Annotated in this window: 22 protein-coding genes, 1 tRNA gene and 1 riboswitch; of the genes, 10 read left to right on the top strand and 13 right to left on the bottom strand. The window is 71.0% G+C overall.

Going from position 1 to position 23,641, the window contains the following annotated elements:
- Positions 1–46: 46 nt before the first annotated feature.
- Positions 47–424, bottom strand: a complete 378-nt coding sequence (locus AB0C82_RS27730; protein ID WP_362846896.1) for a helix-turn-helix domain-containing protein — start codon at positions 422–424, stop codon at positions 47–49.
- Between the two features lie 80 nt (positions 425–504).
- On the opposite strand from AB0C82_RS27730, the gene AB0C82_RS27725 reads away from it, so the two are divergent.
- From AB0C82_RS27725 to AB0C82_RS27705, 5 genes are all read left to right on the top strand, one after another.
- The gene (locus AB0C82_RS27725) at positions 505–1,164 is read left to right on the top strand and encodes an NAD(P)-binding domain-containing protein (RefSeq protein ID WP_362846894.1); all 660 of its coding nucleotides are present in this window, start codon (positions 505–507) and stop codon (positions 1,162–1,164) included.
- Between the two features lie 189 nt (positions 1,165–1,353).
- The gene (locus tag AB0C82_RS27720) at positions 1,354–2,385 is read left to right on the top strand and encodes a S66 peptidase family protein (RefSeq protein WP_362846892.1); all 1,032 of its coding nucleotides are present in this window, start codon (positions 1,354–1,356) and stop codon (positions 2,383–2,385) included.
- Between the two features lie 723 nt (positions 2,386–3,108).
- Positions 3,109–4,914 (top strand): S8 family serine peptidase, encoded by a 1,806-nt coding sequence (locus AB0C82_RS27715; protein WP_362846890.1) that lies wholly within the window; start codon positions 3,109–3,111, stop codon positions 4,912–4,914.
- A 181-nt stretch (positions 4,915–5,095) separates the two neighbouring features.
- Complete coding sequence (locus AB0C82_RS27710) at positions 5,096–8,116, top strand: AAA family ATPase (protein WP_362846888.1); 3,021 nt, start codon at positions 5,096–5,098, stop codon at positions 8,114–8,116.
- Positions 8,117–8,364: 248 nt separating this feature from the next.
- A complete protein-coding gene (locus tag AB0C82_RS27705; protein WP_362846886.1) occupies positions 8,365–8,670 on the top strand; it encodes a hypothetical protein in 306 nt (101 codons plus the stop codon).
- Between the two features lie 125 nt (positions 8,671–8,795).
- Here the strand turns inward: AB0C82_RS27705 and AB0C82_RS27700 are convergent, their stop codons facing one another.
- Positions 8,796–10,388 (bottom strand): DUF445 domain-containing protein, encoded by a 1,593-nt coding sequence (locus AB0C82_RS27700; RefSeq protein ID WP_362846884.1) that lies wholly within the window; start codon positions 10,386–10,388, stop codon positions 8,796–8,798.
- 97 nt (positions 10,389–10,485) lie between these two features.
- Between AB0C82_RS27700 and AB0C82_RS27695 the strand changes: the two genes are divergently transcribed.
- Positions 10,486–11,730 carry an SGNH/GDSL hydrolase family protein gene (locus AB0C82_RS27695; protein WP_362846882.1) on the top strand — a complete coding sequence of 415 codons (1,245 nt, stop codon included), beginning with the start codon at positions 10,486–10,488 and terminating at the stop codon, positions 11,728–11,730.
- 52 nt (positions 11,731–11,782) lie between these two features.
- Here the strand turns inward: AB0C82_RS27695 and AB0C82_RS27690 are convergent, their stop codons facing one another.
- From AB0C82_RS27690 to AB0C82_RS27675, 4 genes are all read right to left on the bottom strand, one after another.
- Entirely contained in the window at positions 11,783–12,427 is a 645-nt protein-coding gene (locus tag AB0C82_RS27690) for a DUF1707 domain-containing protein (RefSeq protein WP_362847226.1), read from the bottom strand.
- A 107-nt stretch (positions 12,428–12,534) separates the two neighbouring features.
- Entirely contained in the window at positions 12,535–13,518 is a 984-nt protein-coding gene (locus AB0C82_RS27685) for an ATP-binding cassette domain-containing protein (protein WP_362846880.1), read from the bottom strand.
- Between the two features lie 60 nt (positions 13,519–13,578).
- On the bottom strand, positions 13,579–14,421 hold the full coding sequence (locus AB0C82_RS27680) for an ABC transporter permease (protein WP_362846878.1): 843 nt from the start codon (positions 14,419–14,421) through the stop codon (positions 13,579–13,581).
- Entirely contained in the window at positions 14,414–15,214 is an 801-nt protein-coding gene (locus AB0C82_RS27675) for an ABC-2 family transporter protein (protein WP_362847223.1), read from the bottom strand. The genes AB0C82_RS27680 and AB0C82_RS27675 overlap by 8 nt, the downstream gene beginning before the upstream one ends.
- A 188-nt stretch (positions 15,215–15,402) precedes the next feature.
- On the opposite strand from AB0C82_RS27675, the gene AB0C82_RS27670 reads away from it, so the two are divergent.
- Positions 15,403–17,691 carry a transglycosylase domain-containing protein gene (locus AB0C82_RS27670; RefSeq protein ID WP_362846876.1) on the top strand — a complete coding sequence of 763 codons (2,289 nt, stop codon included), beginning with the start codon at positions 15,403–15,405 and terminating at the stop codon, positions 17,689–17,691.
- Positions 17,692–17,707: 16 nt separating this feature from the next.
- Here AB0C82_RS27670 and AB0C82_RS27665 read toward each other — a convergent pair whose 3' ends face one another.
- The 3 genes from AB0C82_RS27665 to AB0C82_RS27655 all read right to left on the bottom strand — a co-directional run bounded on the left by AB0C82_RS27665 (position 17,708) and on the right by AB0C82_RS27655 (position 18,927).
- A complete protein-coding gene (locus AB0C82_RS27665) occupies positions 17,708–18,028 on the bottom strand; it encodes a multidrug efflux SMR transporter (protein ID WP_362846874.1) in 321 nt (106 codons plus the stop codon).
- A 35-nt stretch (positions 18,029–18,063) separates the two neighbouring features.
- A riboswitch (guanidine-III (ykkC-III) riboswitch) is annotated at positions 18,064–18,129 on the bottom strand.
- A gap of 68 nt (positions 18,130–18,197) precedes the next feature.
- Positions 18,198–18,539: a co-chaperone GroES gene (locus AB0C82_RS27660; RefSeq protein WP_362846872.1), complete on the bottom strand. Its 342-nt coding sequence runs from the start codon at positions 18,537–18,539 to the stop codon at positions 18,198–18,200.
- A gap of 70 nt (positions 18,540–18,609) precedes the next feature.
- Positions 18,610–18,927, bottom strand: a complete 318-nt coding sequence (locus AB0C82_RS27655) for a DUF3618 domain-containing protein (RefSeq protein WP_362846870.1) — start codon at positions 18,925–18,927, stop codon at positions 18,610–18,612.
- A gap of 128 nt (positions 18,928–19,055) precedes the next feature.
- Here AB0C82_RS27655 and bcp point away from each other — a divergent pair, with 128 nt between their 5' ends.
- From bcp to AB0C82_RS27640, 3 genes are all read left to right on the top strand, one after another.
- A complete protein-coding gene (gene bcp, locus AB0C82_RS27650) occupies positions 19,056–19,523 on the top strand; it encodes a thioredoxin-dependent thiol peroxidase (RefSeq protein ID WP_362846868.1) in 468 nt (155 codons plus the stop codon).
- Between the two features lie 145 nt (positions 19,524–19,668).
- Positions 19,669–21,165 carry a glycine betaine/L-proline transporter ProP gene (proP, locus tag AB0C82_RS27645; RefSeq protein WP_362846866.1) on the top strand — a complete coding sequence of 499 codons (1,497 nt, stop codon included), beginning with the start codon at positions 19,669–19,671 and terminating at the stop codon, positions 21,163–21,165.
- Positions 21,166–21,208: 43 nt separating this feature from the next.
- Positions 21,209–21,290 (top strand) — tRNA-Leu (locus AB0C82_RS27640).
- A 67-nt stretch (positions 21,291–21,357) separates the two neighbouring features.
- On the opposite strand, the gene rdgB is transcribed toward AB0C82_RS27640, so the two are convergent.
- The 4 genes from rdgB to AB0C82_RS27620 all read right to left on the bottom strand — a co-directional run bounded on the left by rdgB (position 21,358) and on the right by AB0C82_RS27620 (position 23,557).
- Positions 21,358–21,960 (bottom strand): RdgB/HAM1 family non-canonical purine NTP pyrophosphatase, encoded by a 603-nt coding sequence (gene rdgB, locus AB0C82_RS27635; RefSeq protein ID WP_362846864.1) that lies wholly within the window; start codon positions 21,958–21,960, stop codon positions 21,358–21,360.
- 31 nt (positions 21,961–21,991) lie between these two features.
- Positions 21,992–22,387 carry a hypothetical protein gene (locus AB0C82_RS27630; RefSeq protein WP_362846862.1) on the bottom strand — a complete coding sequence of 132 codons (396 nt, stop codon included), beginning with the start codon at positions 22,385–22,387 and terminating at the stop codon, positions 21,992–21,994.
- Between the two features lie 102 nt (positions 22,388–22,489).
- Positions 22,490–23,227: a ribonuclease PH gene (gene rph / locus AB0C82_RS27625; RefSeq protein ID WP_362846860.1), complete on the bottom strand. Its 738-nt coding sequence runs from the start codon at positions 23,225–23,227 to the stop codon at positions 22,490–22,492.
- A 96-nt stretch (positions 23,228–23,323) separates the two neighbouring features.
- A complete protein-coding gene (locus tag AB0C82_RS27620; RefSeq protein WP_173313430.1) occupies positions 23,324–23,557 on the bottom strand; it encodes a PTS glucose/sucrose transporter subunit IIB in 234 nt (77 codons plus the stop codon).
- Positions 23,558–23,641 lie beyond the last annotated feature (84 nt).

Here is a 23,641-nt window from a genome sequence, read left to right as displayed (position 1 = left end):
CCGCTGGATCCACGCGAACCGAGGCCGCCACAGGGTGTGCCCCGGATCAGGCTCCCCGGGCCTGGGGACGCGATGCGTCCGCGTTCGTGTCCCGGGCCGCCATGACCTCATCGCCGTGCTCGAAGGCCCACATACCGAACGCGTCGATCGGGGTCAGCAAGGTCTCCCCCAAGGCGGTCAGTCCGTACTCGACGCGGGGCGGCGATTCGTCGTACGACTGTCGTACGACGAGGCCGTTGAACTCCAGGCGCCGCAGCGTCTCGGTGAGGACCTTGGGGCTGATGCCGCCGATCCGCTCCCGCAGCTCACCAGGGCGGCGCGGCCCCTCTCGCAATGCCCACAGCAGCACCGCGTTCCACGTGTTGGAGAGCAGATCGAAGGCGAGTCGGGCGCGGCAATCCGCGAGGAAGTGGTCGGTCGTCACTTACCGAATGGTGCCTGAGGCCCCTCCTAATGTCTCTCCGACAGGTCACATGGACCGACGGAACGCAGGGGAGCTCGACGATGAGGATCGGCGTACTCGGCACGGGAAACATGGCGGACGCGCTCGCCACGCACTGGGTGCGGGCAGGGCATGAGGTAGTGGTCGGAGGGCGGGACGCGGCGAAGGCGGCGGCGCTCGCCGAGCGGATCGGTGCGGCGGGGCACGGCAGTTTGAGAACGGCCGCCGCATACGGAGACGTGGCACTGGCCGCCCTGCCGTACGGAGCCGGGGCCGAGGTCGTCCGTGAGGTGCGGGACGTCCTGGACGGGCGGGTGTTGATCGACTGCGGCAACCCGGTCGGCCCGGGGTTCACGCTGCTCACGGACGGTGGCCCCTCGGCTGCCCAGCGGCTGGCCGCCGCGGCGCCCGGGGCTCACGTGGTGAAGGCATTCAACCTGTGCCACGAGGACGTGTGGCGCATGGACCCGCCGGTCTTCGACGGCCGCCCGCTCGCGGTGCCGCTCTGCGGCGACGAGGAGGAGGCACTCGTACGCGTGAGGGAGCTGGTGAAGGACGTCGGATGCGAACCGTTCGCCGCCGGTGGTCTCGAACGGGCCGGGCTGGTCGAGGCCACGGCCGCGCTGCTGATCGGACTCTGGGTGGCCGAGGGAGCCGACGCCCAGTCGATCGCACCCCCGCTGGCATACGCGACGGGGCTGCAGGGCGGCCAGGTGCGGTGACAGGGTGTCTACCAAGCCCGTTCAGCGTGCTGGGCGCCCTCCTCCTCGCACACCGCTGCCGGAGTCAGGTGTGCATCCGGGCGCCCTCAGTACCTTGCCGACCGCGTTGCGCGGCCCGCACATGTGGTGCGGGCCGGCGCACGCGGAAAATCGGTGCCGTCCCCACGTGCGCCCTGCCAGAATCCCCGCATGTCTATTCGATACCCGCGCCCCCTCCGCCCCGGTGACCGCATCGGCGTCACCTCGCCCTCCAGCGGTGTGCCGAAGGAATTGCGCGGGCGTCTCGACGTCGCCGTACGGGAAGTGGAGGCGCGCGGGTACGAGGTCGTCGTCGGCCGGTGCATGGACGGTGCCGGGCATGTCAGCGCTCCTGCCGCGGAGCGTGCGCGGGAGTTGACGGGGATGCTGACCGATCCCGGGATCAGGGCCGTCGTACCACCGTGGGGCGGCGAGACCGCGATCGACCTGCTGCCGCTGCTCGACTGGGAGCGGCTGCGGAACGCCGAGCCCACCTGGGTCGTCGGGTACTCGGACATGTCGACCCTCATCACACCGCTCACCCTGCTCACCGGGGTCGCGACCGTGCACGGCAACAACCTCATGGACACGCCCTACCGGGTGCCCGAAGGGCTGTCGTCCTGGCTGGACATCGTCGCCCTGCCCGCGGGGAGCCGGTTCGCGCAGATACCGCCTGGGCGCCACTGGACCGCGGGCTGGGACGACTTCCAGGCGGATCCTGAGGTCAGCGAGTACACGCTCGACACCCCGGGAACGTGGACCAGGCTGGACGCGGACGGCGAGGTGGACGTCTCCGGGCGGCTCATCGGCGGTTGTACCGAGATCGTGTCGCACGTGGCGGGCACGCCGTACGGCGACGTCGCGTCGTTCGCCCGCGACCACGCCCCCGAGGGGACACTCGTGTACGTCGAGGCGGTGGAGCACGATGCCCTCACGATCTGCCGGACACTCCACGGGATGAAGCTGGCCGGGTTCTTCTCAGGCGCCAACGCGGTTCTCGTGGGACGGACTTCGGCGCCGGACGCGCCCTCGCTCACCCAGCACGAGGCCGTAATGGACGCCCTCGGATCCCTGGGTGTGCCCATCATCGCCGACGTCGAGTGCGGTCACGTCCCGCCGTACCTGCCGCTCGTCAACGGGGCACTCGCCCGCGTCGTCCACAACTCGTCGCGCAGTGAGCTGACACAGACGCTCGTCGACTGACGGCGGGGACGCCCCGGGGTGGGGCCGCCCGGCATCCGGCGCCCGGCATCCGGCATCCCGCGTCCGGCGCCCAGCACTCGGCGTCCGGCGTCCGGCGTCCCGCGTCCCGCGTCCAGCGCCCGGCGCCCAGCACTCGGCGTCCGGCGTCCGGCGTCCGGCGTCCGGCGTCCGGCGGGAGTTACGCATACCCGGGCGCCCGCTTGCCCAGTGCGCCCGGCAGGGGCCGCGCCACACCCGCCACGCCCCGGTCAGCCGGGTCACGCACCGCGCCCGGTGGGCAAGCGGCCCGCCGGCCGCCGAGCCCACGGGGCCGCCCGGGCCGCCCCGCCTCGCTGACCTGCGTGCGCGCCACCGGACGTTCGTTCCGCCCGCCCGGACCCGGCCCCGCGAGGGCCCCCTCCCGACCCCCGCGCGGGGGACAAGGGTTTTCCCCGTATCGGGTTCATCTCGCCTTTCCCTACTGTCTGCCGCACCGGTGGATCCCATCCGCTGAACATCCCTGACTCTTAACTGTCAGGTGCATGTAAAGCGTGGGTTACGCCGGTGGCGGCCTTGACCCAGGGCCGTGGCGTCGACGGCGGCGCACGGGCGACCCCTCCCAGGAACCGCGGACCCGCAGCCCCCACGCTGCACCGCGGCTCCCGCGCCGACCGCCGCGCTCCGCACGAGTAGTCATTGAAAGGGCACACCTTGAACGGTTCCAGGCGGAGACTCATATCCCTCGTGGCCGCGACCGCCACGATCGCCGGTGTCGTTGCCACCTCCTCCGTGGCGCTCGCCGCCGCCCCGGCGGGCCCCTCGCCGAAGCCGGTCCCGGCTTCGCAGGCCATGACCGCGCTGCCGACCGCGCCGGTCGAGGACGTCATCGTCACCTACAAGTCCAAGGCGGCCGAGGCCGGTTCGAACGCCGCCGCCAGGAGCGACGCGGCCGCCAAGGCCGAGGAGACCGGCGAGAGCCTGTCGTTCGAGCGCCGCCTCGCGGGCGGCGCCGCCCTGGTCGACCTCGGTGGCGAGACGTCCAAGAAGGACGTCGCCGACGTCATGGCCGCCTTCCGCGCCGACCCGTCGGTCGCGTCCGTGGAGCCCGACATCCGCGCCTACGCGATGGCTGTCACCCCCAACGACACCGACTACGCCAAGCAGTGGGACCTGTTCGAGGCCACCGGTGGCATGAACGTCCCCGGCGCCTGGGACAAGGGCACCGGCACCGGTGTCACCGTGGCCGTCATCGACACCGGCTACGCCGCCCACACGGACCTGGCCGCCAACGTCGTCTCCGGATACGACTTCATCTCCTCCTCCGCCGACGCCCGTGACGGCAACGGCCGCGACAGCGACGCCAAGGACGAGGGCGACTGGAACGCCACCGCGGGCGAGTGCGGCACCGGTTCCACGGCGAGCAACTCCTCCTGGCACGGCACGCACGTCGCAGGCACGATCGGCGCGACCGCCAACAACAGCAAGGGCATCGCCGGTATCGCGTACAGCGCGAAGATCCAGCCCGTGCGTGTGCTCGGCAAGTGCGGCGGCTCCTCCTCGGACATCGCCGACGCCATCACCTGGGCGTCCGGCGGCACCGTCCCGGGCGTCGCGGCGAACGCGACCCCGTCCAAGGTCATCAACCTGAGCCTCGGCGGCGCCAGCTCCACCTGCCCCAGCGTCTACCAGACCGCCATCAACGGCGCCGTGTCGCGCGGCACCACCGTGGTCGTCGCGGCCGGCAACAGCAACGCCAACGCCTCCGGCTTCACACCCGCCAACTGCGCCGGTGTCATCAACGTGGCGTCCACCAGCCGTGAGGGCAACCGTTCGTTCTACTCGAACTACGGCAGCATCATCGACGTCTCCGCCCCCGGTGGCGAGACCCGCCGCGCCACTGACACACCGGGCACCATCACCACCCCCGAGAACGGCATCCTCTCCACGCTGAACTCCGGTACCACCACGCAGTCGGCGGAGAACTACAAGCCCTACCAGGGCACTTCGATGGCCGCCCCGCACATCGCCGGCCTCGCCGCGCTGCTCAAGTCGGCCAAGAGCACCCTGACCCCGGCCGAGATCGAGGGCGCGATCAAGAGCAACGCCCGTCCGCTGCCCGGCACCTGCACCGGCGGCTGCGGCTCCGGTATCGCCGACGCGACCAAGACCGTGAACGCCGTCACCGGCACCGGCCCGGTCCCCGGCGGCACGACGTTCAGCAACGCGACGAACGTGACGATCTCCGACAACGCGACCGTCACCTCGTCGATCCCGGTCACCGGTCGTACGGGCAACGCTCCCGCCGCCCTCAAGGTCGACGTGGACATCAAGCACACCTGGCGCGGTGACCTGGTCGTCGACCTGGTCGCCCCGGACGGCACCGTGCGCAACCTGAAGGCCTCGTCGTCCTCGGACAGCGCCGACAACGTCATCACGACGTACACGGTCGACGCGGCGAGCGAGGTCGCCAACGGCACCTGGAAGCTGCAGGTCCGCGACGTGGCCTCGGGTGACACCGGCTACATCGACACCTGGAGTCTCACCTTCTGAGACGCCTGCCAGGCTGCATAATCGCAGGTCAGGGGCGTGTTCGCGGATAATTCCGCGGGCGCGCCCCGCAGTCGGTCGGTCCGTATGCCGACATCGGGCCTGGACGGCGGAGGCCGACTTCGTATTCTCTGCTCTCGCACGGGCAGCGGGCTCGCGCACGCCGGAAGGTGGTGGTGGGTACGTGACGTCGGCGACCTACCGCCCTGCGCCGGTCGGGCGGACCGAACTCCTCGCGCGGCTCGAACGGGTGCTTCACACCCGCGGGCGCGCCCTGCTCACCGGACCCGCCGGCGTGGGCAAGACCGAGCTCGCACTGGCCACCGCCGCGCGCGCCGAGTCGCGCGGCGAGACCGTGCTGTGGCTCCCCACCCTCCCCACCGACCGCGGCATACCGGGTGCGGCCGCCGCCGCCCTCGTCGCCTCCGTATCGGCATGCGTGTCGTGGCCGCCGCCGAGGACACCCAACGGGCCGGCCGAAGCGGGCGGAGCACGCGGACCGGGCGCACCGGGCGGCACATCCGGACAAGGTGGGCCGGTCGCGACCGGCGCACAAGGCATCCTCGACGCGCTCCCGGGACCGCAGCGGACCGCCGTCGCCATGCTGTGCCGCGAGGCTCCCATCCCCGACGGCGGCTGGGACCCCATCGCCCTGCGGCTGGCCCTCGCCCAGATCCTGCGGACCCTGGCCGCGCGCGGCCCCGCCCTGCTGGTCGTGGACGGCGTACAGCGCATCGACACCGCCAGTGCCGACCTCCTGCGCTTCGCGCTCCACCTGGCCCCGGACGCGCTGCGGGTGATCGCGGTCGAGACACCGGAGGCCTACAGCCCCGACCACGGGCCGGGCCCGGGACCCGGTTGGTCGCAGTCCGGTGCGCCGCGGACGGAGGCGCCGGGGCCAGGAGTGCGACAGCCGGACGCGGCCGGCCCGGAGCCCCTGTGGGTGCCGTCCGAGGCCGACGTCCTGTTCGTCCCGCCGCTGCACGCCGACCAGATCGCCGAGCTCCTCATCCACCACCGGCTGCCGTCCCGGATGGCCGGCCGCATCCACCGGGCCAGCGGCGGCAATCCCCGCCTCGCGCTCGCCGTCGGCCGGTCCCTCGCCGACGCACGCACTCCGGTGCACCACGCCGAGGAGCTGTCGCTGTCCGGGCGGGCCCGCGAGATCGCGCGGCAGCTGCTCGGCGTCGTTCCGCCCACCGTCCGCTCCACACTCCTGCTGGCCGCGCTGGCGCTGCGCCCGACGGTGACGCTGATACGCCGGGCCGGCCGCCCCACCGCCTCGGCCGACCTCGCCGCCGCCGAGCGGGCGAACCTGGTCTCCGTCAAGGAGGACGGGACGGTCGGCTTCACCGCCGGTGTGCTGCCCTCGACGCTCGTGCACGACACCTGCTGGAGCGAGCGCAGCGCCGGTCACGCGGCGCTGGCGCGGGTCGTGGACGATCCCGTCGAGGAGGTACGGCACCGGGCCCTGGCCTCGGACACTCCCGACGAGGAGCTGGCCACGGAGGTCGCGGCGGCCGCCGACACCGCCCGGCTCCGGGGGAACAGCGCGCTGGCCGCCGAACTCGCCCTCCTCGCGGCCGACTCCACGCCCGTCCAGCACGGTGCGCGACGGATCGCCCGGCTCGTCGACGCCTCCCAGGAGGCCGCCCGAGCGGCCCGCGCCGACCTGGCCATGCGCGCGGCCACCGACCTCCTCGCCCGGGACGCCGCTCCCGCCGACCGCGTCCGCGTACGGCTCGCGGTGCTGGACACCGCGGGCCAGGGGCTGAGCAACCTCGACGAGCTCTACGTCCACGCCATGGAGGACTCCGAAGGCGATACGGCGCTGCGGGCGGCGGTGCAGCTCCGGCTGGCGGTGAAGTACGTCCTGGCCGACGGCGATCCCCAGCGCTCCCGGGCCGTGGCCGTCGAGTCCGCCGCGCTCGCCGGTTCCGTGGGTGACCGCAGGACCGCGTCCAGGGCCCTGACCGTGCAGGCGCGCATGGAGCGCGTCCTCGGCTCACCCGACGCGGAACCGGTACTGACCGAGGCGCGGGCCCTGGAACTGTCCGAGCGCCCGCTCGGCATCCGTAACGCCGCACAGATCCTGACGATCCGTCACGCCCTGTTCGACGACCGGCTCGACGACGCCCGTGATCAGGCCCATGCCCTCCTCCCCCTGGTCGAGCGCCGCGGCCCGGTGGAGGACGCCATCGAGCTGTTCCGTACGCTCGCCGAGGTCGAGGCCCGGCGGGGTCGGTGCGCGGCGGCCCTCGCACACGCCGGCCAGTCCCTCGCCCTGACCCTGGAGGCCGGGCTCTCGCCCGGGCCCGCCTGGTACGCGCTGGCGCTGGCGGAGACGGCGGGCGGAAGTTTCGAACGCGCCGCGAGCTACGCCCGCCGAAGTGTCCAGGCATCCGGCGAGGAGGGCGACCGCGTCTTCCTCCCCCGGAGCCTGTACGCGCTCGGCCGCGTCCAACTGATCAACGGGGACGTGGCCAGCGCCCTGGAGACCCTGCGCCGGGTGCAGGCCGACGAACGCGCGCAGTCGACCGTCGATCCCTCCATGCTGCGCTGGCACGAGGAGCTGGCCGAGGCCCTGCTGGCGAACGACGCCCCGGAGGAGGCCGCGGCCCTGATCGCCGACGTCCGCCCGGTCGCGGAACGCCTCGGTCTCACGACGGTACTGCTCGGCTGCGACCGGGCGTACGCGCTGTACCTGGCGGCGAGCGGAAAGCCGGACGAGGCGGCGGGTCTGCTGTCCAGGACCGCCGAGCGGTTCGCCGCGGCGGGTCTGCCGCTGGAGCGCGGCCGGGCCCTGATCGCGCTCGCCCGGGTGGAGCGCCGCCGTCGCAGGCGGTCGGCCGCCCAGAGCGCGTTGCAGGCCGCGGCCGCCGGCTTCGAACGGGCGGGTGCGACGCCGTGGCTGGGACTGACCACGGAGACTCCGTCCCGTACGGCCGAACCGTCCCCGGCGCGCGGGAACTCCCTGTCCTCCCTCACGGAAGCGGAGCTGCGCCTGGCCCAGCTGGTCGGCCAGGGAGCCAGCAACCAGGAGGCGGCGGCCAAGCTGTATCTGAGCGTGAAGACGGTCGAGGCCCGCCTGACCCGCATCTACCAGAAGCTGGATGTCCGTTCACGCGCCCAGCTGGCGACCGCTCTGAACGCCTGGCCGGGCCGGTCCGCGGTGTCCGCTACGGAGTACCCGGCGGCCGGCTGACCTCAGCGGATCGCCTCGTGATCCCGGAGGACGCGCCGGGGGTGGTCGTGGGGTCCCGCATCCAGGTGTCGTCGCGGTCGCGCGTCCCCACCGGCAGCACGGCAGCCGGTTCGGATGCGCGTGAGACCCCCCTCGTACGATGGGACCGGACCATACGTATGCGCGAGGCGGCGCGTCGGCCCCGGGCACGGGGCCTGACCGGGCAGTGCGCTCGCGGGCTCGACGACACAGAGGCGAAGGTGACGGCCATGGTGAAGGTTCCGGCAGCGGCAGTGGCGGCGAGCGGGCTCGTCGGGGGTTACGGGGTCGCCCGGTGGACCAGGAAGCGTCAGCTCGGCGGGGTCGCGCTGGCCGCCGCCGGGACGCTCGCCGCGTACGGGTGGAACCGGCAGGCCGGACCTCGGGCCGCCGCGGGTCTGACCGTCGCGTACGTCGCCGCGTTCGCGGGTTCGCACCCGCTCGCCAAGAAGGTCGGCGCCTGGCCCGCCGTGTTCACGGTCGCGGGCGGCGTCGCCGCCGCGTCCTGGGCGGTCACGCGCCGCGCGTCGGTCTGAGCGTTCCCCGGGCCCGCCCGGCGGTGGTCGCGCAGCTCGGCGGCGGCTGATTGCCGGGCAGGCGAAGTCCCAGGGCCACCCGCCGCCCCGTGGTTCCGGGCCCTCACCCCGTACGGGCCCGGTCCTCAGGCCCCCAGTCCGTGCGACACCGTGTAGATCAGCAGGCCCACCAGCGCACCCACCACCGTGCCGTTGATCCTGATGAACTGCAGGTCCCGGCCGATGTTCGCCTCGATCTTCTTCGACGTCTGATCCGCGTCCCAGCCGGCCACGGTGTCGCTGATCAGCGACGTGATCTCCGAGCGGTACGTCGTGACGACATACACCGCCGCGTCCTCCAGCCAGCCCTCCAGCTTCGCCTGCAGCCGGTCGTCCGTCGCGAGCCGGGCGCCGAACGACATCAGCGAGGCCCTCGCACGCAGCCGCAGCTCGCTCCGCTCGTCCTCCGCGGCCGCGATGATCATCGTGCGCACGGACGCCCAGGCCGAGGCGATGACGTCCTGGACCTCGCCGCGCCCCAGGATCTCCGACTTCAGCCGCTCCACCCGTGCCCGGGTGTCCGAGTCCGTCTGGAGGTCGGCGGCGAAGTCCGTCAGGAACGTGTCGATCGAACCGCGCGCGGGATGCCCCGGCATGTCCCGCATCTCCGTCACGAAGCGCAGCAGCTCCTTGTAGACCCGCTCCCCCACCCGCTTGTCGACGAATCGCGGCGTCCAGCCCGGCGCCCCGCCCTGCACCGCGTCCATCACCGAATCGCCGTGCAGGACCAGCCAGTCGTGTGCGCGCACGCAGACCAGATCGACGACCTTGCGGTGACCTCCGTCGGAGACGATCTTCTCCAGCATCTTGCCGAGCCCCGGCCCGACCTCCGCCGTGTTCGCCCGCCGTGTGATCGCCTCGCCGACGACCGCCTGGACGTCGGAATCCCGCAGCACGGTCAGCGCGCCGCGCAGCGCCGTGGCCAGTTCGGCGGTGACCCGGTCGGCGTGATCCGGATCCGCCAGCCACGCACCGAGCCTCGCACCGACCCCGAGAGCGTGAATTCGGTCACGAACGACCTCTCCGGAGAGAAAGTTCTCCCCCACGAAGGAACCAAGTGACGTCCCGAGTTGATCCTTCTTCGTGGGAATGATGGCGGTGTGGGGGATGGGCAGACCTAGCGGGCGCCTGAAGAGCGCCGTGACGGCGAACCAGTCCGCTATCGCGCCCACCATGCCCGCCTCGGCGGCCGCCGCGACGTAGCCCGGCCAGCCACCCACACCTGCGCTCTTCGCCCAGGTGGCCAGGACGTACACGAGCGCGACAAGCAGGAGGAGACCGGTGGCGGTGGTCTTCATGCGGCGTACTCCGCGGCGCTTCTCCTCGTCCGCCGCCGTGTACGCGAACGCGGCGAGCGGTGTGGAGCGCCGCCGCCCGGTGCCACCGGGACCGCCTGCGGCCCCCGCGCCCGGACCCTGCCCGGCCTCGGGAACAGGCTCGGGAACAGCCTCCACGACGGCCTCGGGGCCGACCGCCGGACCGGGCTCAGCCTGCCCGGACTCCCCTGCCTGCTTACCGGCCTTCGCCACCTGCCCCGCTCCCTGCTCCACGTGTGCCGCCGAGTCCTGCCCGCCGGCGTCCGCCTCTGGGTCCCGCCCGGCGTCGTGCGCTCCGGATCCGGTCCGTCCGTCCATGCGTTCCACCCGTCCGCGTACGAGTCGCCCCCGTGCCGTACGCATTGTCCTTACCTCACCTACTCCCGGGCCGCATGTCGAGTTCCCGTCGGCCTGTCGCATCATGGGACCAGTTCGATCTTCACGAGGAGACACACCGCACATGCCGAGGCGCCACAGCTATGCCCTGCTCATCGCCCTTGTGACAGGCACAGCAGCACTCGCCGCCGCCATCGCCTTCGGTACGGCGCTCCTGGCCGGCTCCCGGCCGGGGCCCCGCCCCGAGCCCGACCCGCACGCGGCGGCCCGTACCCCCGCGGCGCCGGCCAACTCCGCCGGGACCTGGGTCGCGACCTGGACCGCGGCAGCCGTCAGCGCCGAACCGGACACCGCGCGCGGCCTTCCAGGACGCACCATCCGCAACACCGTGCACACGAGTGTCGGAGGCGACGCGGCGCGCATCACTCTTTCGAACGTTTTCGGTACGGCCCCGCTCGTCGTGGACCAAGTCACCGTGAACACCCGTCCGGTGACCTTCCGGGGCGCCCCCGTCGTCACCGTCCCGGCAGGGAAGCAGGTGGTCAGCGACGCGGTCGTGGTGCCCGTGGCCGCGGACGCCGACCTGGTCGTCAGCTTCCGCACCCCGCGCGCCTCCGGGCCGGTGACCTTCCACCCGAACACCCACCAGACGTCCTACCTGGCGGACGGCCGCGGTACCTGGCGGACCACCAACTGGCGCTACCTGACGGCAGTCGACGTACGCAACAAGACGACGCCCGGAGCGATCGTCGTGATCGGCGACTCGCTCGCCGCCGGCAGCGGCTCCACCACCGACGCGAACAACCGCTGGCCCGACCTGCTCTCCGACCGGCTGCGCGGACGTTACGGCGTCGCCAACCAGGGCATAGCGGGCAACAGGCTCCTGACCGACGGTCCCAGCCCGCTCGGCGGGCCGAGCGGCACGAGCCGCTTCGAGCGTGACGTGCTGTCGGTGGCCGGCGCGAAGACCGTGATCATCGCGCTCGGCATCAACGACGTGCAGCAGGCCCCCCAGGAGCCGGACCCGCAGCGCATCCTCGCCGGCTACCGCTCCCTGACAGCCCAGGCGCACGCCCGGGGACTGCGGGTCATCGGCGCGACCCTGACCCCGTACGAGGGCTACCCGACGTGGACGCCCGAACGCAACGCCGTACGGCTGGCCGTCAACGAGCAGATCCGGGCGGGCGGTGTCTTCGACGCGTACGTGGACTTCGACCTGGCGGTGCGCGACCCCTACCTGCCGAACCGGCTCCTGTCCGCGTACGACTCCGGCGACCGGCTCCACCTCACCGACGCCGGCTACCAGGCGCTGGCCGACCTGATCGACACCGGAAAGCTGCTGAACGCCCCGAAGTCCGACGCGCTCTGACGGGCGCCCACCCGTCACCGCGTCCTGACCCCGCCCGGACCCCCGGGCGGGGTCAGGACCCCTCCAGCCCCTTGGCCGGCTTCCGGCCCTTGGCCTTGGTCCACTTGCGCTGCACGTCGACCCCGCCCATCAGCGCGAACCCCACGATCCGCACCCGCGGGGCGCCCGGTACCGGCTCGGCCTCCTCGCTCTTCGGGGAGTGCTCGCCGAAACCGCCCATGATGCCGATGCCCCCGACCTCCAGGTTCACATCGGGCTCGACGGTGACCTGGATCCCGCCCATGACGGTGAAACAGCGGATGACGACCTCACGGTCCTCGAAACGGGCCTGCCGCAGGTCGATATGACCGCCGCCCCACATCGTGAAAGCGGTGAACACACGGCCCACCGTCCACCGGCCGTTGCGGTTGAACCCGCCCCAGAAGGCGAAGCCGCCCCGCGAGGTGGCGGGCCCGCCGATGCGCTCCACCCAGCCGGTGCCGCGCCCGGTCGTGGCCGGTGACGTCGCACCGGCGGGTTCCACAGTCGATCCCGGAGCCGGGAGGTCCCGGACGAGGGGCGCCAGTTCGCCGTGCGTACGAGCCTTGAACGCGGCGTCGAGCCGCTGCTCGAACTCGTCCATCTCCAGCCGGCCCTCGGCCACCGCGTCGCGCAGCCGCTCGGCGACCCGGTCGCGCTCGCTGTCGGAGGCACGCATCTCCGGAAATTCACTTGTCATACCGGGCAGCCTATTGAACACACCCGCTCACGTCACCGACCGGCCGGGGCGCGCATCCGCCGAGCCCCCGAGGCCGGGGACACGCCTCAGCGCCCCGGAACCGCCACGCCCGTCTCGTACATCTTCGCGATCACGGCCTCGATGTCCGGCTCCCGGACCGAGAGGTCCACCATCGGGTAGCCCGCCGCGATCCTCGCCACCAGCGGCGCCGCGGAAGCGGACGCCGGGAACGCCAGCCACTGCCGGGGCCCCGCCACCTTCACCACCCGTACGGCGAGCTCCGGCTCCAGTTCGATGGGCGGGAGTTCACGCTCCAGATCGACCACCAGGGTGCGCTCGCTCTCCCCCACCTCGTGCAGCCCTGCGAGCTCCCCGTCATACATCAGCCGGCCGTGGTCGATCACCATCACCCGCTTGCACAGCTGCTCGATGTCGGTCAGATCGTGCGTGGTCAGGAGCACGGTCGTGGCCCGCTCGGCGTTCAGGTCACGCAGGAACTGCCGGACCTTCGCCTTGGAGACCACATCGAGCCCGATCGTCGGCTCGTCCAGGTACAGCACCTCCGGATCGTGCAGCAGCGCGGCCGCGATGTCCCCGCGCATCCGCTGCCCGAGCGACAGCTGCCGCACGGGCACGTCCAGCAGCTCGGCCAGGTCGAGGAGTTCCACACACCGGTCGAGGTTCTCGCGGAAGCGGCTGTCGGGGATGCGGTACATCCGGTGCATCAGCCGGTACGAGTCCTTGAGCGGCAGGTCCCACCAGAGCGTCGTCCGCTGCCCGAACACCACGCCGATCCGGTGCGCCAGCCTCGTACGCTCACGGGACGGGTCGATGCCCGCGACCCGCAGCCGGCCACCGCTCGGGGTGAGGATGCCGGTGAGCATCTTGATCGTGGTGGACTTGCCCGCGCCGTTGGGGCCGATGTAGCCGACCATCTCGCCGCGCGGCACGCGGAAACTGATGCCGTCGACGGCGCGCACCTGGTGACGCTCCCGGCGCATGAAGCCGGCCCTGCGGCGTACGTCGAAGACCTTCTCGACCCCGTCGAGTTCGATGAAGTCCGCGTCCATGCCCTGCCCCTCTTCTCGTCGTCACCTGCCGGACAGCCCCGCCGTGCCCTGACGGCCCGGCTAACTGCCCGTACTCCGGTACGCGCGCAGGCCCGCCCTCCACGCCAGGCCCGCCAGTGCCCAGCACGCCGCCGCCACCACCGGCGGCAGGAAGGCCGCCCACTGCGGCAGTGCCAGCGGGTACTCCCGGTCCAGCACGTACAGCGCGGGCAGCCAGCTCACGAAGGCCAGCGGCACCACGAACGTCACCCCGCGCACCAGGTCCTTCGCGAAGATCGTCGGCGGGTACTGGAGCAGAGTCGTCCCCCCGTACGTGAAGGCGTTCTGCACCTCCGAGGCGTCCTGTGCGACGAACTGGAACGCCGCGCCCGCCACGAACACCGCCCCGAAGATCGCCGCCCCGCTCAGCACCATCAGCGGGATCATCAGCACCTTCACCGGTGTCCACGCGATGTCCAGCGACACCAGCGCGTACCCCAGCACCAGCAGGCCCTGCGTGATCCGGCCCAGCCTGCGCAGCGCGAATCGGTCCGCCGCCACCTGCGCCAGCACCGGTACGGGCCGCACCAGCAAGGTGTCCAGCGTGCCGTCACGCACCCGCCGCCCCAGCCTGTCCATCGACCCCAGCAGCAGATCGGCCAGCCCGAACGCGGTCGCCGACATCCCGTACAGCAGGGCGATCTCCGGCAGGGTGTACCCGCCCAAGGCGTCCACGTGCGAGAACATCAGCATGATCGTGACGAAGTCGAACGCGGTCACCACGAAGTTCCCCAGCGCCGTCATCGCGAACGACGCGCGGTACGCCATCGTGGAGCGCAGCCACATCGCGACGATCAGCCCGTAGGCCCTGACCCCCTCGACCAGCCGGGAACGGTCCTCGAACGCGACCTCGGTCTCAGCCACCCTGAATCACCACCCTCCGGGTCGCCAGCACCTGCACGAACCGACCCGCCGTCAGCAGCACCAGCGCCCAGCCGGCCTGGAAGGCGTACGCCTCCACCAGCCCCCAGCCCGTGCGCTTGCCGAGGAAGACATCGGCCGGGACCTGGAGCAGCGAGGACCACGGCAGCATCCGTGCCACCTCGCCCAGCAGCCCGGGGAACAGGTTCAGCGGCAGCAGCATCCCGGAGAAGAACAGCCCGGCCAGCCACGCGATCTGCGTCGCGCCCGCGCCGTCCATCAGCCAGAACGCCGACAGCGCCACCAGGTAGCGCACCGCGAAGCTCACCACGACTCCGAGCAGCACGGAGACCAGGAAGGCCGGCCAGGTCCAGAGCGAGCCGGGCAGCGCCAGGTCGAACGCCAGGGAACCCAGCACCATCGGCACGACGCCCCGCCCCAGCAGGTGGAACGCCGCCCGCCCCAGATCCCCCGCCAGCCACCACAGCTGAAGGTCCGCCGGCCGGTACAGGTCGACCGCGATGTCGCCGGTACGGATGCGCTCCATCAGCTCGTCCTCGAAGCCGCCGCCCATCATGGCGCAGGTCATCAGCAGCGCCTGGCCGAGCCACACGTAGGTCAGCGCCTCGGACATGTCGTAGCCGCCGAGCTGCGGACGCTCGTCCCAGAGGGCGATGTAGGTGTACGCCATGATGAAACCGAAGACGGTGTTGGTGAAGACACCCGCCGCGGTCGCGATCCGGTACGTGGCATGGCGCCGGAATCCGCCTGCCGCCACCACCCCGTACAGCCGCACCGCAGCCACCCCCCGCCTCAGCCTCGATCCTGCCCGCGGCACCAAAGCGCCCGACCCTAGTCCACGCCTCGCGGGCGGCGCGACCGGTTATCACCGCCGCGACCATCCACCACGGGAGAATCCGTTGGTTATCAGCACAAAAAGTGCACTATGGGGTGACTGACCGCAGCCGAGGAGTCCCCACCGACATGAGCGACGAGCAGCACTGGGCCCCGCGCGACCACGACGGCCTGCCACTCCCCGCCGGCTTGCCCGGAAAAGAGAAGAAGAGGCGCAAGAAGCGCCCCAGGCGCACCGGTTGGCGCCGCGCCTTCCCCACCTGGCGCCTGCTCCTGGGCACCGTCCTCGGCGTCGCGCTCCTCGTCATCGGCGGGCTCTTCGCCGGCTACCGGCTCGTCGACATCCCGGCGGCCAACGCCAGCGCCACCGCGCAGTCCAACACCTACTTCTACAAGGACGGCACGGTCATCGCCCGCGACGGCGAGGTCAACCGCGAGAACATCCGGCTCAGCCAGGTCCCCCTCACCGTCCGGCGCGCCGTGCTCGCCGCCGAGGACCGCGACTTCTACTCCGACCGCGCCGTCGACGTCAAGGCCATGGGCCGCGCCGCCTGGAACACCGTCACCGGCAAGGGCAGGCAGGGCGGCTCGACCATCACCCAGCAGTACGTCAAGAACTACTACCTCGGCCAGGAACAGACCGTCGTCCGCAAGACCAAGGAGTTCTTCATCGCGGTCAAACTCAACCGCGAGGAGAGCAAGGACCAGATCTTCGAGGGCTACCTCAACACCAGTTACTTCGGCCGCAACGCCTACGGCATCCAGGCCGCCGCCCACGCGTACTACGGCAAGAACGTCGAGGACCTCACGACCGCCGAAGGCGCGTACCTCGCCTCCCTCCTCAACGCCCCCAGCGCGTACGACGTCGTCGCCCACCCCGAGAACAAGGCGGACGTCCTCGCCCGCTGGAACTACGTCCTTGACGGCATGGTCAAGGAGAAGTGGCTCACCGCCACCGGGCGCGCCGCCACCAGGTTCCCCGTCCCCGGCGAGGCCAAGCCCTCCACCGGCCTCTCCGGCCAGCGCGGATACCTCGTCCAGGCCGCCGAGGACTACCTCACCAGCAACAAGATCATCGACGAGGAGACCCTCGCCACCGGCGGCTACCGCATCACCACCACCCTGGAGAGGGCGAAGCAGGACGCCTTCGTCGACGCCGTCGAGCAGAACATCATGTCGCGGACGAGCGACAGCCGGGCCATCGACCGCAACGTCCGCGTCGGCGGCGCCTCCATCGACCCCAAGACCGGCGAGGTCGTCGCGATGTACGGGGGCGTCGACTACACCAAGCAGTACGTCAACAACGCCACCCGCCGCGACTACCAGGTCGGCTCCACCTTCAAGCCCTTCGTCTTCACCTCCGCCGTCACCCACGACTCCACCACCCAGGACGGCCGCACCATCACCCCGAACACCTTGTACGACGGCACCAACAAACGCATGGTCGAAGGCGCCGAAGGACCCACCGGATACGCCCCCGCCAACGAGGACGACGTCGACTACGGAACCGTCCCCGTCCGCACCGCCACCGACCGGTCGGTCAACGCCGTCTACGCCCAGATGGCCCAGGACGTGGGCCCGCAGAAGGTCAGGAACACCGCGGTCAGCCTCGGCGTCCCCGCGAACACCCCCGACCTCACCGCGTCGCCGTCCATCGCGCTGGGTCCCGCCACCGCCAGCGTCCTCGACATGGCCGAGGCGTACGCCACCCTCGCCAACCACGGCAGACACGGCACCTACATCCTCGTCCACAAGGTCACCAAGGACGGCGAGACCATCGCCCTCCCCGCCAGGAGCACCCGACAGGCCGTCAGCCGGACAGCGGCCGACACCACCACGTCGATCCTCCGGACCGTCGTCGAGGACGGCACCGGAACCGCCGCGCTCGCGGCCGACCGCCCCGCCGCCGGCAAGACCGGAACCGCCGAGGAGGACAAGGCCGCCTGGTTCGCCGGCTACACCCCCGACCTCGCGACCGTCGTCGCCGTCATGGGCCAGGACCCCGAAACCGGCGCACAGACACCGCTGTACGGAGCACTCGGGCTGACCCGCATGAACGGCGGCGGGCCGCCCGCCGCCACCTGGGCCGACTACACGGCCGCAGCCCTCGACTCCACCGAACCCGTGGAATTCGACCTCGAACTCCAGGAAGGCGCCGACGAGCCGCCACCCGGCGAGGAAGAATCGGAAGAGGAATCCGAGGAGTCGGAGGACACCTCCACGGAGGACACGGAATCCAGCTCCGAGGACTCCTCCCCCGACCCGTCCTCAAGCCGCCCCGCTGCCAGTTCCGCCCCCACCCAGGACGACACCGACGACGGCACGGACACCGGCGGAACCGGGGAGACCTCGGACACCGAGGAAGCCCCCGGCGACACCGGAGGCTCCTTCGAAGGCGCACGCCCGCAGGACGAATGACCGGCCAGGCCGGGGATCAGTGACCCGAGGTCGCCTTCAGGCCCACCACGGCCACCAGCAGCAGGCACACGAAGAAGATCCGGGCCGCCGTCGCGGGCTCACCCAGCGCCACCATGCCGACCACCGCCGCACCGGCCGCGCCGATGCCCACCCACACGCCGTACGCCGTACCGATCGGCAGCGTCCTCGCCGCATGGGAGAGCAACACCATGCTCGCGACGATTCCGAGACCCGTGAACACGCTCGGCCACAGCCGGGTGAACCCCTCGGTGAACTTCATCCCGATCGACCAGCCCACTTCCAGCAGACCGGCGACAAGCAGCAGAACCCAGGCCATGACGGCACCTCCGACGAGAAAACGCGGACAAACACGGTGCGTCGTCTTTGCAGGGCCCGGTACGGCGCGTCTCGTCGGGGTCACACCACCGTAGCAAAAAATGACAAAGTGCCCGGTGACACCAGTCACCGGGCACTCGCTGCCGGCCCTACGGCCTCCGGCACACGACCTACAGATACAGGCCGGTCGAATCCACCGAGCCCTCGAAACGGTCCGCGGCGACCGCGTGGAGATCGCGCTCCCGCATCAGTACGTACGCCACGCCCCGCACCTCCACCTCGGCACGGTCCTCGGGGTCGTACAGCACCCGGTCCCCCGGCTCCACCGTGCGCACGTTCTGGCCGACCGCGACCACCGCGGCCCACGCCAGCCGCCGGCCGACCGCGGCCGTCGCCGGAATCAGGATGCCGCCGCCCGAACGCCGCTCGCCCTCGGGCGAATCGGACCGCACCAGCACGCGGTCGTGCAGCATACGGATGGGCAGCTTGTCGTCGTGGGTTTTGTCGCTCACGAGCCGAACCTACCTGCTCGGACCGGCGCCACACGCCGCAGGGGCCCGGCGCGGGGCGACCCGTCGCCTCCTACTTCCTGCGGCGCACCGACACGGTCAGCAGACTCACCACACCGACCATGAGCAGGGCGGCCGGAATCACCCGGTCCAGACGCGGCGAACCGTCCTGCGTGACGAACCGCGCCTTCACGTCCGACACCGAACGGTTCACCGCGACGAACGCGCGCCCGGCCGTCCGGTCCACCGTCCCGGCCACCTTGGCCTTCGCGTCACCGATGATCGTCTTCGGGTGCATACGCACCCCGATCTCATCGAGCACCACGGCGAGCTGATCGCGCCTGGTGATGATGTCCGCCTCGATCTGCGCAGGGCTCCTGGCATCCGACACTGCGCCGCCTCCGTGGTCGTCGTCCGGTAATCCTTCATCGACAGTCTGTCAGCTCCACCGCCCGGACACCCGGCGGCACCCCTATTACGCTCGGTCCCAAACACCCGATGTGCCACTTGAGGAGAACCATGAGCGAGCGACTCCAGCCCGGCGACACCGCCCCGGCCTTCACCCTGCCCGACGCCGACGGCAACGAGATCTCGCTCGCGGACCACAAGGGGCGCAAGGTCATCGTCTACTTCTACCCGGCCGCGCTCACCCCCGGCTGCACCAAGCAGGCCTGCGACTTCACCGACAACCTGGACCTCCTGACCGGCGCCGGATACGACGTCATCGGGGTCTCCCCCGACAAGCCGGAGAAGCTCGCCAAGTTCCGCGAGAAGGAGAACCTCAAGGTCACCCTGGTCGCCGACCCCGCCAAGGAGACCCTGGAGGCGTACGGCGCCTTCGGCGAGAAGAAGCTCTACGGCAAAGTGGTGACGGGCGTCATCCGGTCCACGATCGTGGTCGACGAAGAGGGCAAGGTGGAGCACGCCTTCTACAACGTGAAGGCGACCGGCCACGTGGCGAAGATCATCAAGGACCTCGGTGTCTGACGCATCCACCGAACCCGCTCCGCCGGTTCCCCCGCAGGTCGCGAGTCTGTGACCCACGTCCCAATCTGACCGTGAGCCGGTTTGCGGCTGCCATGGCCGAACAGAAGCCCTTCCTGGAATCGTCCTCCGAGGAAAGGAACCGGCCATGGCGGCCTCCGACCCCCAGCTGGGGGCCGACCGAGAAGCGGTCAAGCGCCACCCCACCCTCTTCCGCGCCATCAGGAAGCGCCAGAACCCCAAGCTGCGCCGGACCGACATCACCGTCACCGACGACAAGGCGGTGAAGCGGGCGGTGAAGGCGGCGTCACTCGGCAACGCCATGGAATGGTTCGACTTCGGTATCTACTCCTACCTGGCCGTGACCATCGGGCACGTGTTCTTCCCTTCCGGGAACGACACCACCCAGCTCCTCTCCTCCTTCGCGACCTTCGCCGTGGCCTTCCTCGTACGGCCGCTGGGGGGAATGTTCTTCGGACCCATGGGCGACAAGATCGGCCGCAAGAAGGTCCTCGCCCTGACGATGATCCTGATGGCGATCGGCACCTTCGCCATCGGCCTCATCCCCTCCCACGACGCGATCGGCCTCTGGGCCCCCGCCCTGCTGATCCTCTTCCGGATGCTCCAGGGCTTCTCCACCGGCGGCGAGTACGGCGGCGCGTCCACCTTCATCGCCGAGTACGCCCCCGACAAGCGCCGCGGCTTCTACGGCAGCTTCCTCGAATTCGGCACCCTCGCCGGATACATCGGCGCGGCCGGTCTCGTCACCGCTCTGTACGCGCTCCTCGACACGGCCCAGATGGAGTCCTGGGGCTGGCGCGTCCCCTTCCTCGTCGCGGGCCCCCTCGGCCTCGTCGGCCTCTACCTGCGACTGCGCCTCGACGAGACCCCCGCCTTCCAGAAGCTGGAGGGCGGCACCGCCCACGCCACGGAGGCCGCCGACCACGTCGAGACCACCGCCAAGGGCGATCTCACCAAGATCTTCCGCCAGTACTGGCGGACGCTGATCCTGTGCGTCTGCCTCGTCGGCGCGTACAACATCACCGACTACATGCTGCTGTCGTACATGCCGACGTACCTCTCCGACGAGCTCGGCTACAGCGAGACCCACGGTCTGCTCATCCTGCTCGCCGTCATGATCTTCCTGATGGTCGTCATCAGCAGTTTCGGCAAGCTCTCCGACCGCTACGGCCGCAAGCCCCTGCTGATGGCGGGCATGCTCGGCTTCCTGTTCCTGTCCCTGCCGTCCTTCCTGCTGATCCGCCAGGGCAGCGTCCCCGCGATCACCATCGGGATGCTGATGCTCGGCCTCTCCCTGGTCTGCATGCTGGGCACGATGTCGGCGGCGCTCCCGGCCCTGTTCCCGACGAACGTCCGCTACGGCTCCCTGTCGGTGGGGTACAACATCTCCGCGTCGGTCTTCGGCGGTACGACACCCCTCGTGATCACGGCCCTGATCAGCTGGAGCGGCTCGAACCTGATGCCGGCGTACTACGCGATGGCGGCGGCCCTGGTCGGCGTGATCGCGGTGGCCTGCATGAAGGAGACGGCGAACCAGCCCCTCGCGGGTTCCCCGCCGTCGGTGGAAACGGACGAGGAGGCGGCGGAACTGGTCCACGCCCAGAGCCCGGACCCGAAGTTCTGACCCGTTCCCCTCGCGCCCTCGCCTTGTAGACTGCTCGACGCGCGCGCGAGTGCTGGAATGGTAGACAGGCTGGTTTTAGGTACCAGTGCCCTAGTGGCGTGAGGGTTCGAGCCCCTCCTCGCGCACTTGACCAACAGGCCCGGTTCACGGCTCATGCCGTTGTGAACCGGGCCTGTGGCATGGCGGAAGGCGTCAGCCCACCAGTTCCCGCACCACCGGCACCAGTGCCCGGAACGCCTTGCCGCGGTGGCTGATCGCGTTCTTCTCCGCCGGAGCCAGTTCCGCGCAGGTCCGCGCTTCGCCGTCCGGCTGGAGGATCGGGTCGTAGCCGAAGCCGTTCGTGCCGGACGGGGTGTGGCGCAGGGTGCCCAGGAGACGGCCTTCGACCACGCGTTCCGTGCCGTCGGGGAGCGCCAGGGCTGCCGCGCAGGCGAAGTAGGCGGTGCGGTGCGGGGCGTCGATGTCCCCGAGTTGGGCCAGGAGCAGGTCCAGGTTGGCCTTGTCGTCGCCGTGGGTGCCGGCCCAGCGGGCGGAGAAGATGCCGGGGGCGCCCCCGAGGACGTCGACGCAGAGGCCCGAGTCGTCCGCGATGGCCGGGTGGCCGGTGGCGCGGGCGAGGGCGTGGGCCTTGAGGAGGGCGTTCTCCGCGAAGGTGACGCCGGTTTCCTTGACGTCGGGGATGTCGGGGTACGCGTCCGCGCCGACGAGGTCGTGGGTGAGACCTGCGTCGGCGAGGATCGCGTGGAGCTCGGTGATCTTCCCGGCGTTGCGGGTGGCGAGGATGAGGCGCGTCATGCGTCGATTATCGCCGGATGGTGCGGGGACCCTACGGAGTGCAGACCTTGCCGATCTCGGTGGCGGCGTCGGTGACCGGGCTGATGTCGGGGGTGGCGTCGCCGGATTCGATGGAACCGCGGACGTTGGTGACGCCGGTCTTGAGGTCCTCGACGGCCTTGCTGAGGTCGGCGTTGTCCGTCTTGTCGCCGAGCTCCTTCAGCTCCTTGTCGATCTCGTTCAGGGCTTCGGATGCCTGCGTCGGGTCGTCGGCGGCGGTGGAGACGGCCTGTTCGAGCTTGCCGACGCTGGTGGCTATCGCGTCCGCGGTCTGGACGCAGTCGAGTGCCTTGTCGAGGGCGCTGCAGCCGACGGCCGTGGTGAGGGTCAGCAGGGTAGCCGTGACGGCGAGTGCGATGCGGTGGTGACGGTGGTGGCGCGTGGCCATGGTGCGGTCCCTCCCCGGGAGTTGGTACGTGGACGGGCGCACGGTTCGACCCGTGCGCCCGTACCCGTACCGACGCTGTGCGGTGTGTTCTTGGTTGCTTCTTTACTCGCCGAGGGTGCGGGCGAGGGCTTCGAGCTGGAGTGCGGTGAGGCTGTCGCAGCCCGCGGTGGCGAGATCGAGGAGCGCGTTGAGCTCCTTGCGGTCGAAGGGCTCGGCCTCGGCGGTGCCCTGGACCTCGACGAAGCGGCCGTCACCGGTGCAGACGACGTTCATGTCGGTGTCGGCGCGGACGTCCTCCTCGTAGCAGAGGTCGAGGAGGGGGGTGCCGTCGACGATGCCGACGCTGATGGCGGAGACGGTGCCCGTCAGCGGCTTGCGGCCGGCCTTGATGATCTTCTTCGTCTGGGCCCAGGCGATGGCGTCGGCGAGGGCGACGTAGGCGCCGGTGATGGCGGCCGTGCGGGTGCCGCCGTCGGCCTGGAGGACGTCGCAGTCCAGGACGATGGTGTTCTCACCGAGTGCCTTGTAGTCGATGACCGCGCGCAGGGAACGGCCGATGAGCCGGCTGATCTCGTGGGTGCGGCCGCCGATCTTGCCGCGCACGGACTCACGGTCGCCGCGCGTGTTGGTGGAGCGGGGCAGCATCGAGTACTCGGCGGTGACCCAGCCTTCGCCGCTGCCCTTGCGCCAGCGCGGTACGCCTTCGGTGACGGAGGCGGTGCAGAAGACTTTGGTGTCGCCGAAGGAGATGAGTACGGATCCTTCGGCGTGCTTGCTCCATCCGCGTTCGATGGTGACGGGGCGGAGCTGTTCGGGGGTGCGGCCGTCGATGCGAGACATGGGGGCAGCCTAATGGGCGTGCGTGGGGGTACGGGACCGGCCGCCGTTCCCTGGGGCAGGGAGCGGCGGCCGGTGGGGTGAGCCGGTGTCAGCGGCTCACATCATGTCTTCGATGTCCGCGGCGATGGGGTCGGCGTCGGTGCCGATGACGACCTGGATGGCGGTGCCCATCTTCACGACGCCGTGGGCTCCGGCGGCCTTGAGAGCGGCTTCGTCGACCTTGCTGGCGTCGTGGACTTCGGTGCGGAGGCGGGTGATGCAGCCTTCGATCTCGTCGATGTTCTCGATGCCGCCGAGCCCGGCGACGATCTTCTCAGCCTTGCTGGCCATGTCCTACTCCCTGGTCTTTGCGTGCTGTGAGCGGCCCACCATGGGTCCGTTTCGTCACGTTAACGCACGGTTGGCCCAACTTCG

This window comes from Streptomyces sp. NPDC048560, assembly GCF_040650955.1.
GTDB lineage: Bacteria > Actinomycetota > Actinomycetes > Streptomycetales > Streptomycetaceae > Streptomyces.
Note: the sequence above shows the minus strand (reverse complement) of the source record. Positions and strands in the feature narration are given on the sequence as shown.

Coding starts and splice junctions, on each gene's coding strand:
- AB0C82_RS27690 (WP_362847226.1), bottom strand. CDS start 12,427: ATGCGTGCCTCCGACAGCGAGCGCGACCGGGTCGCCGAGCGGCTGCGC.
- AB0C82_RS27705 (WP_362846886.1), top strand. CDS start 8,365: ATGGTGAAGGTTCCGGCAGCGGCAGTGGCGGCGAGCGGGCTCGTCGGG.
- AB0C82_RS27725 (WP_362846894.1), top strand. CDS start 505: ATGAGGATCGGCGTACTCGGCACGGGAAACATGGCGGACGCGCTCGCC.
- rph (WP_362846860.1), bottom strand. CDS start 23,227: ATGTCTCGCATCGACGGCCGCACCCCCGAACAGCTCCGCCCCGTCACC.
- AB0C82_RS27630 (WP_362846862.1), bottom strand. CDS start 22,387: ATGGCCACGCGCCACCACCGTCACCACCGCATCGCACTCGCCGTCACG.
- AB0C82_RS27720 (WP_362846892.1), top strand. CDS start 1,354: ATGTCTATTCGATACCCGCGCCCCCTCCGCCCCGGTGACCGCATCGGC.
- AB0C82_RS27670 (WP_362846876.1), top strand. CDS start 15,403: ATGAGCGACGAGCAGCACTGGGCCCCGCGCGACCACGACGGCCTGCCA.
- AB0C82_RS27620 (WP_173313430.1), bottom strand. CDS start 23,557: ATGGCCAGCAAGGCTGAGAAGATCGTCGCCGGGCTCGGCGGCATCGAG.
- proP (WP_362846866.1), top strand. CDS start 19,669: ATGGCGGCCTCCGACCCCCAGCTGGGGGCCGACCGAGAAGCGGTCAAG.
- AB0C82_RS27695 (WP_362846882.1), top strand. CDS start 10,486: ATGCCGAGGCGCCACAGCTATGCCCTGCTCATCGCCCTTGTGACAGGC.
- AB0C82_RS27685 (WP_362846880.1), bottom strand. CDS start 13,518: ATGGACGCGGACTTCATCGAACTCGACGGGGTCGAGAAGGTCTTCGAC.
- rdgB (WP_362846864.1), bottom strand. CDS start 21,960: ATGACGCGCCTCATCCTCGCCACCCGCAACGCCGGGAAGATCACCGAG.
- AB0C82_RS27700 (WP_362846884.1), bottom strand. CDS start 10,388: ATGCGTACGGCACGGGGGCGACTCGTACGCGGACGGGTGGAACGCATG.
- AB0C82_RS27665 (WP_362846874.1), bottom strand. CDS start 18,028: ATGGCCTGGGTTCTGCTGCTTGTCGCCGGTCTGCTGGAAGTGGGCTGG.
- bcp (WP_362846868.1), top strand. CDS start 19,056: ATGAGCGAGCGACTCCAGCCCGGCGACACCGCCCCGGCCTTCACCCTG.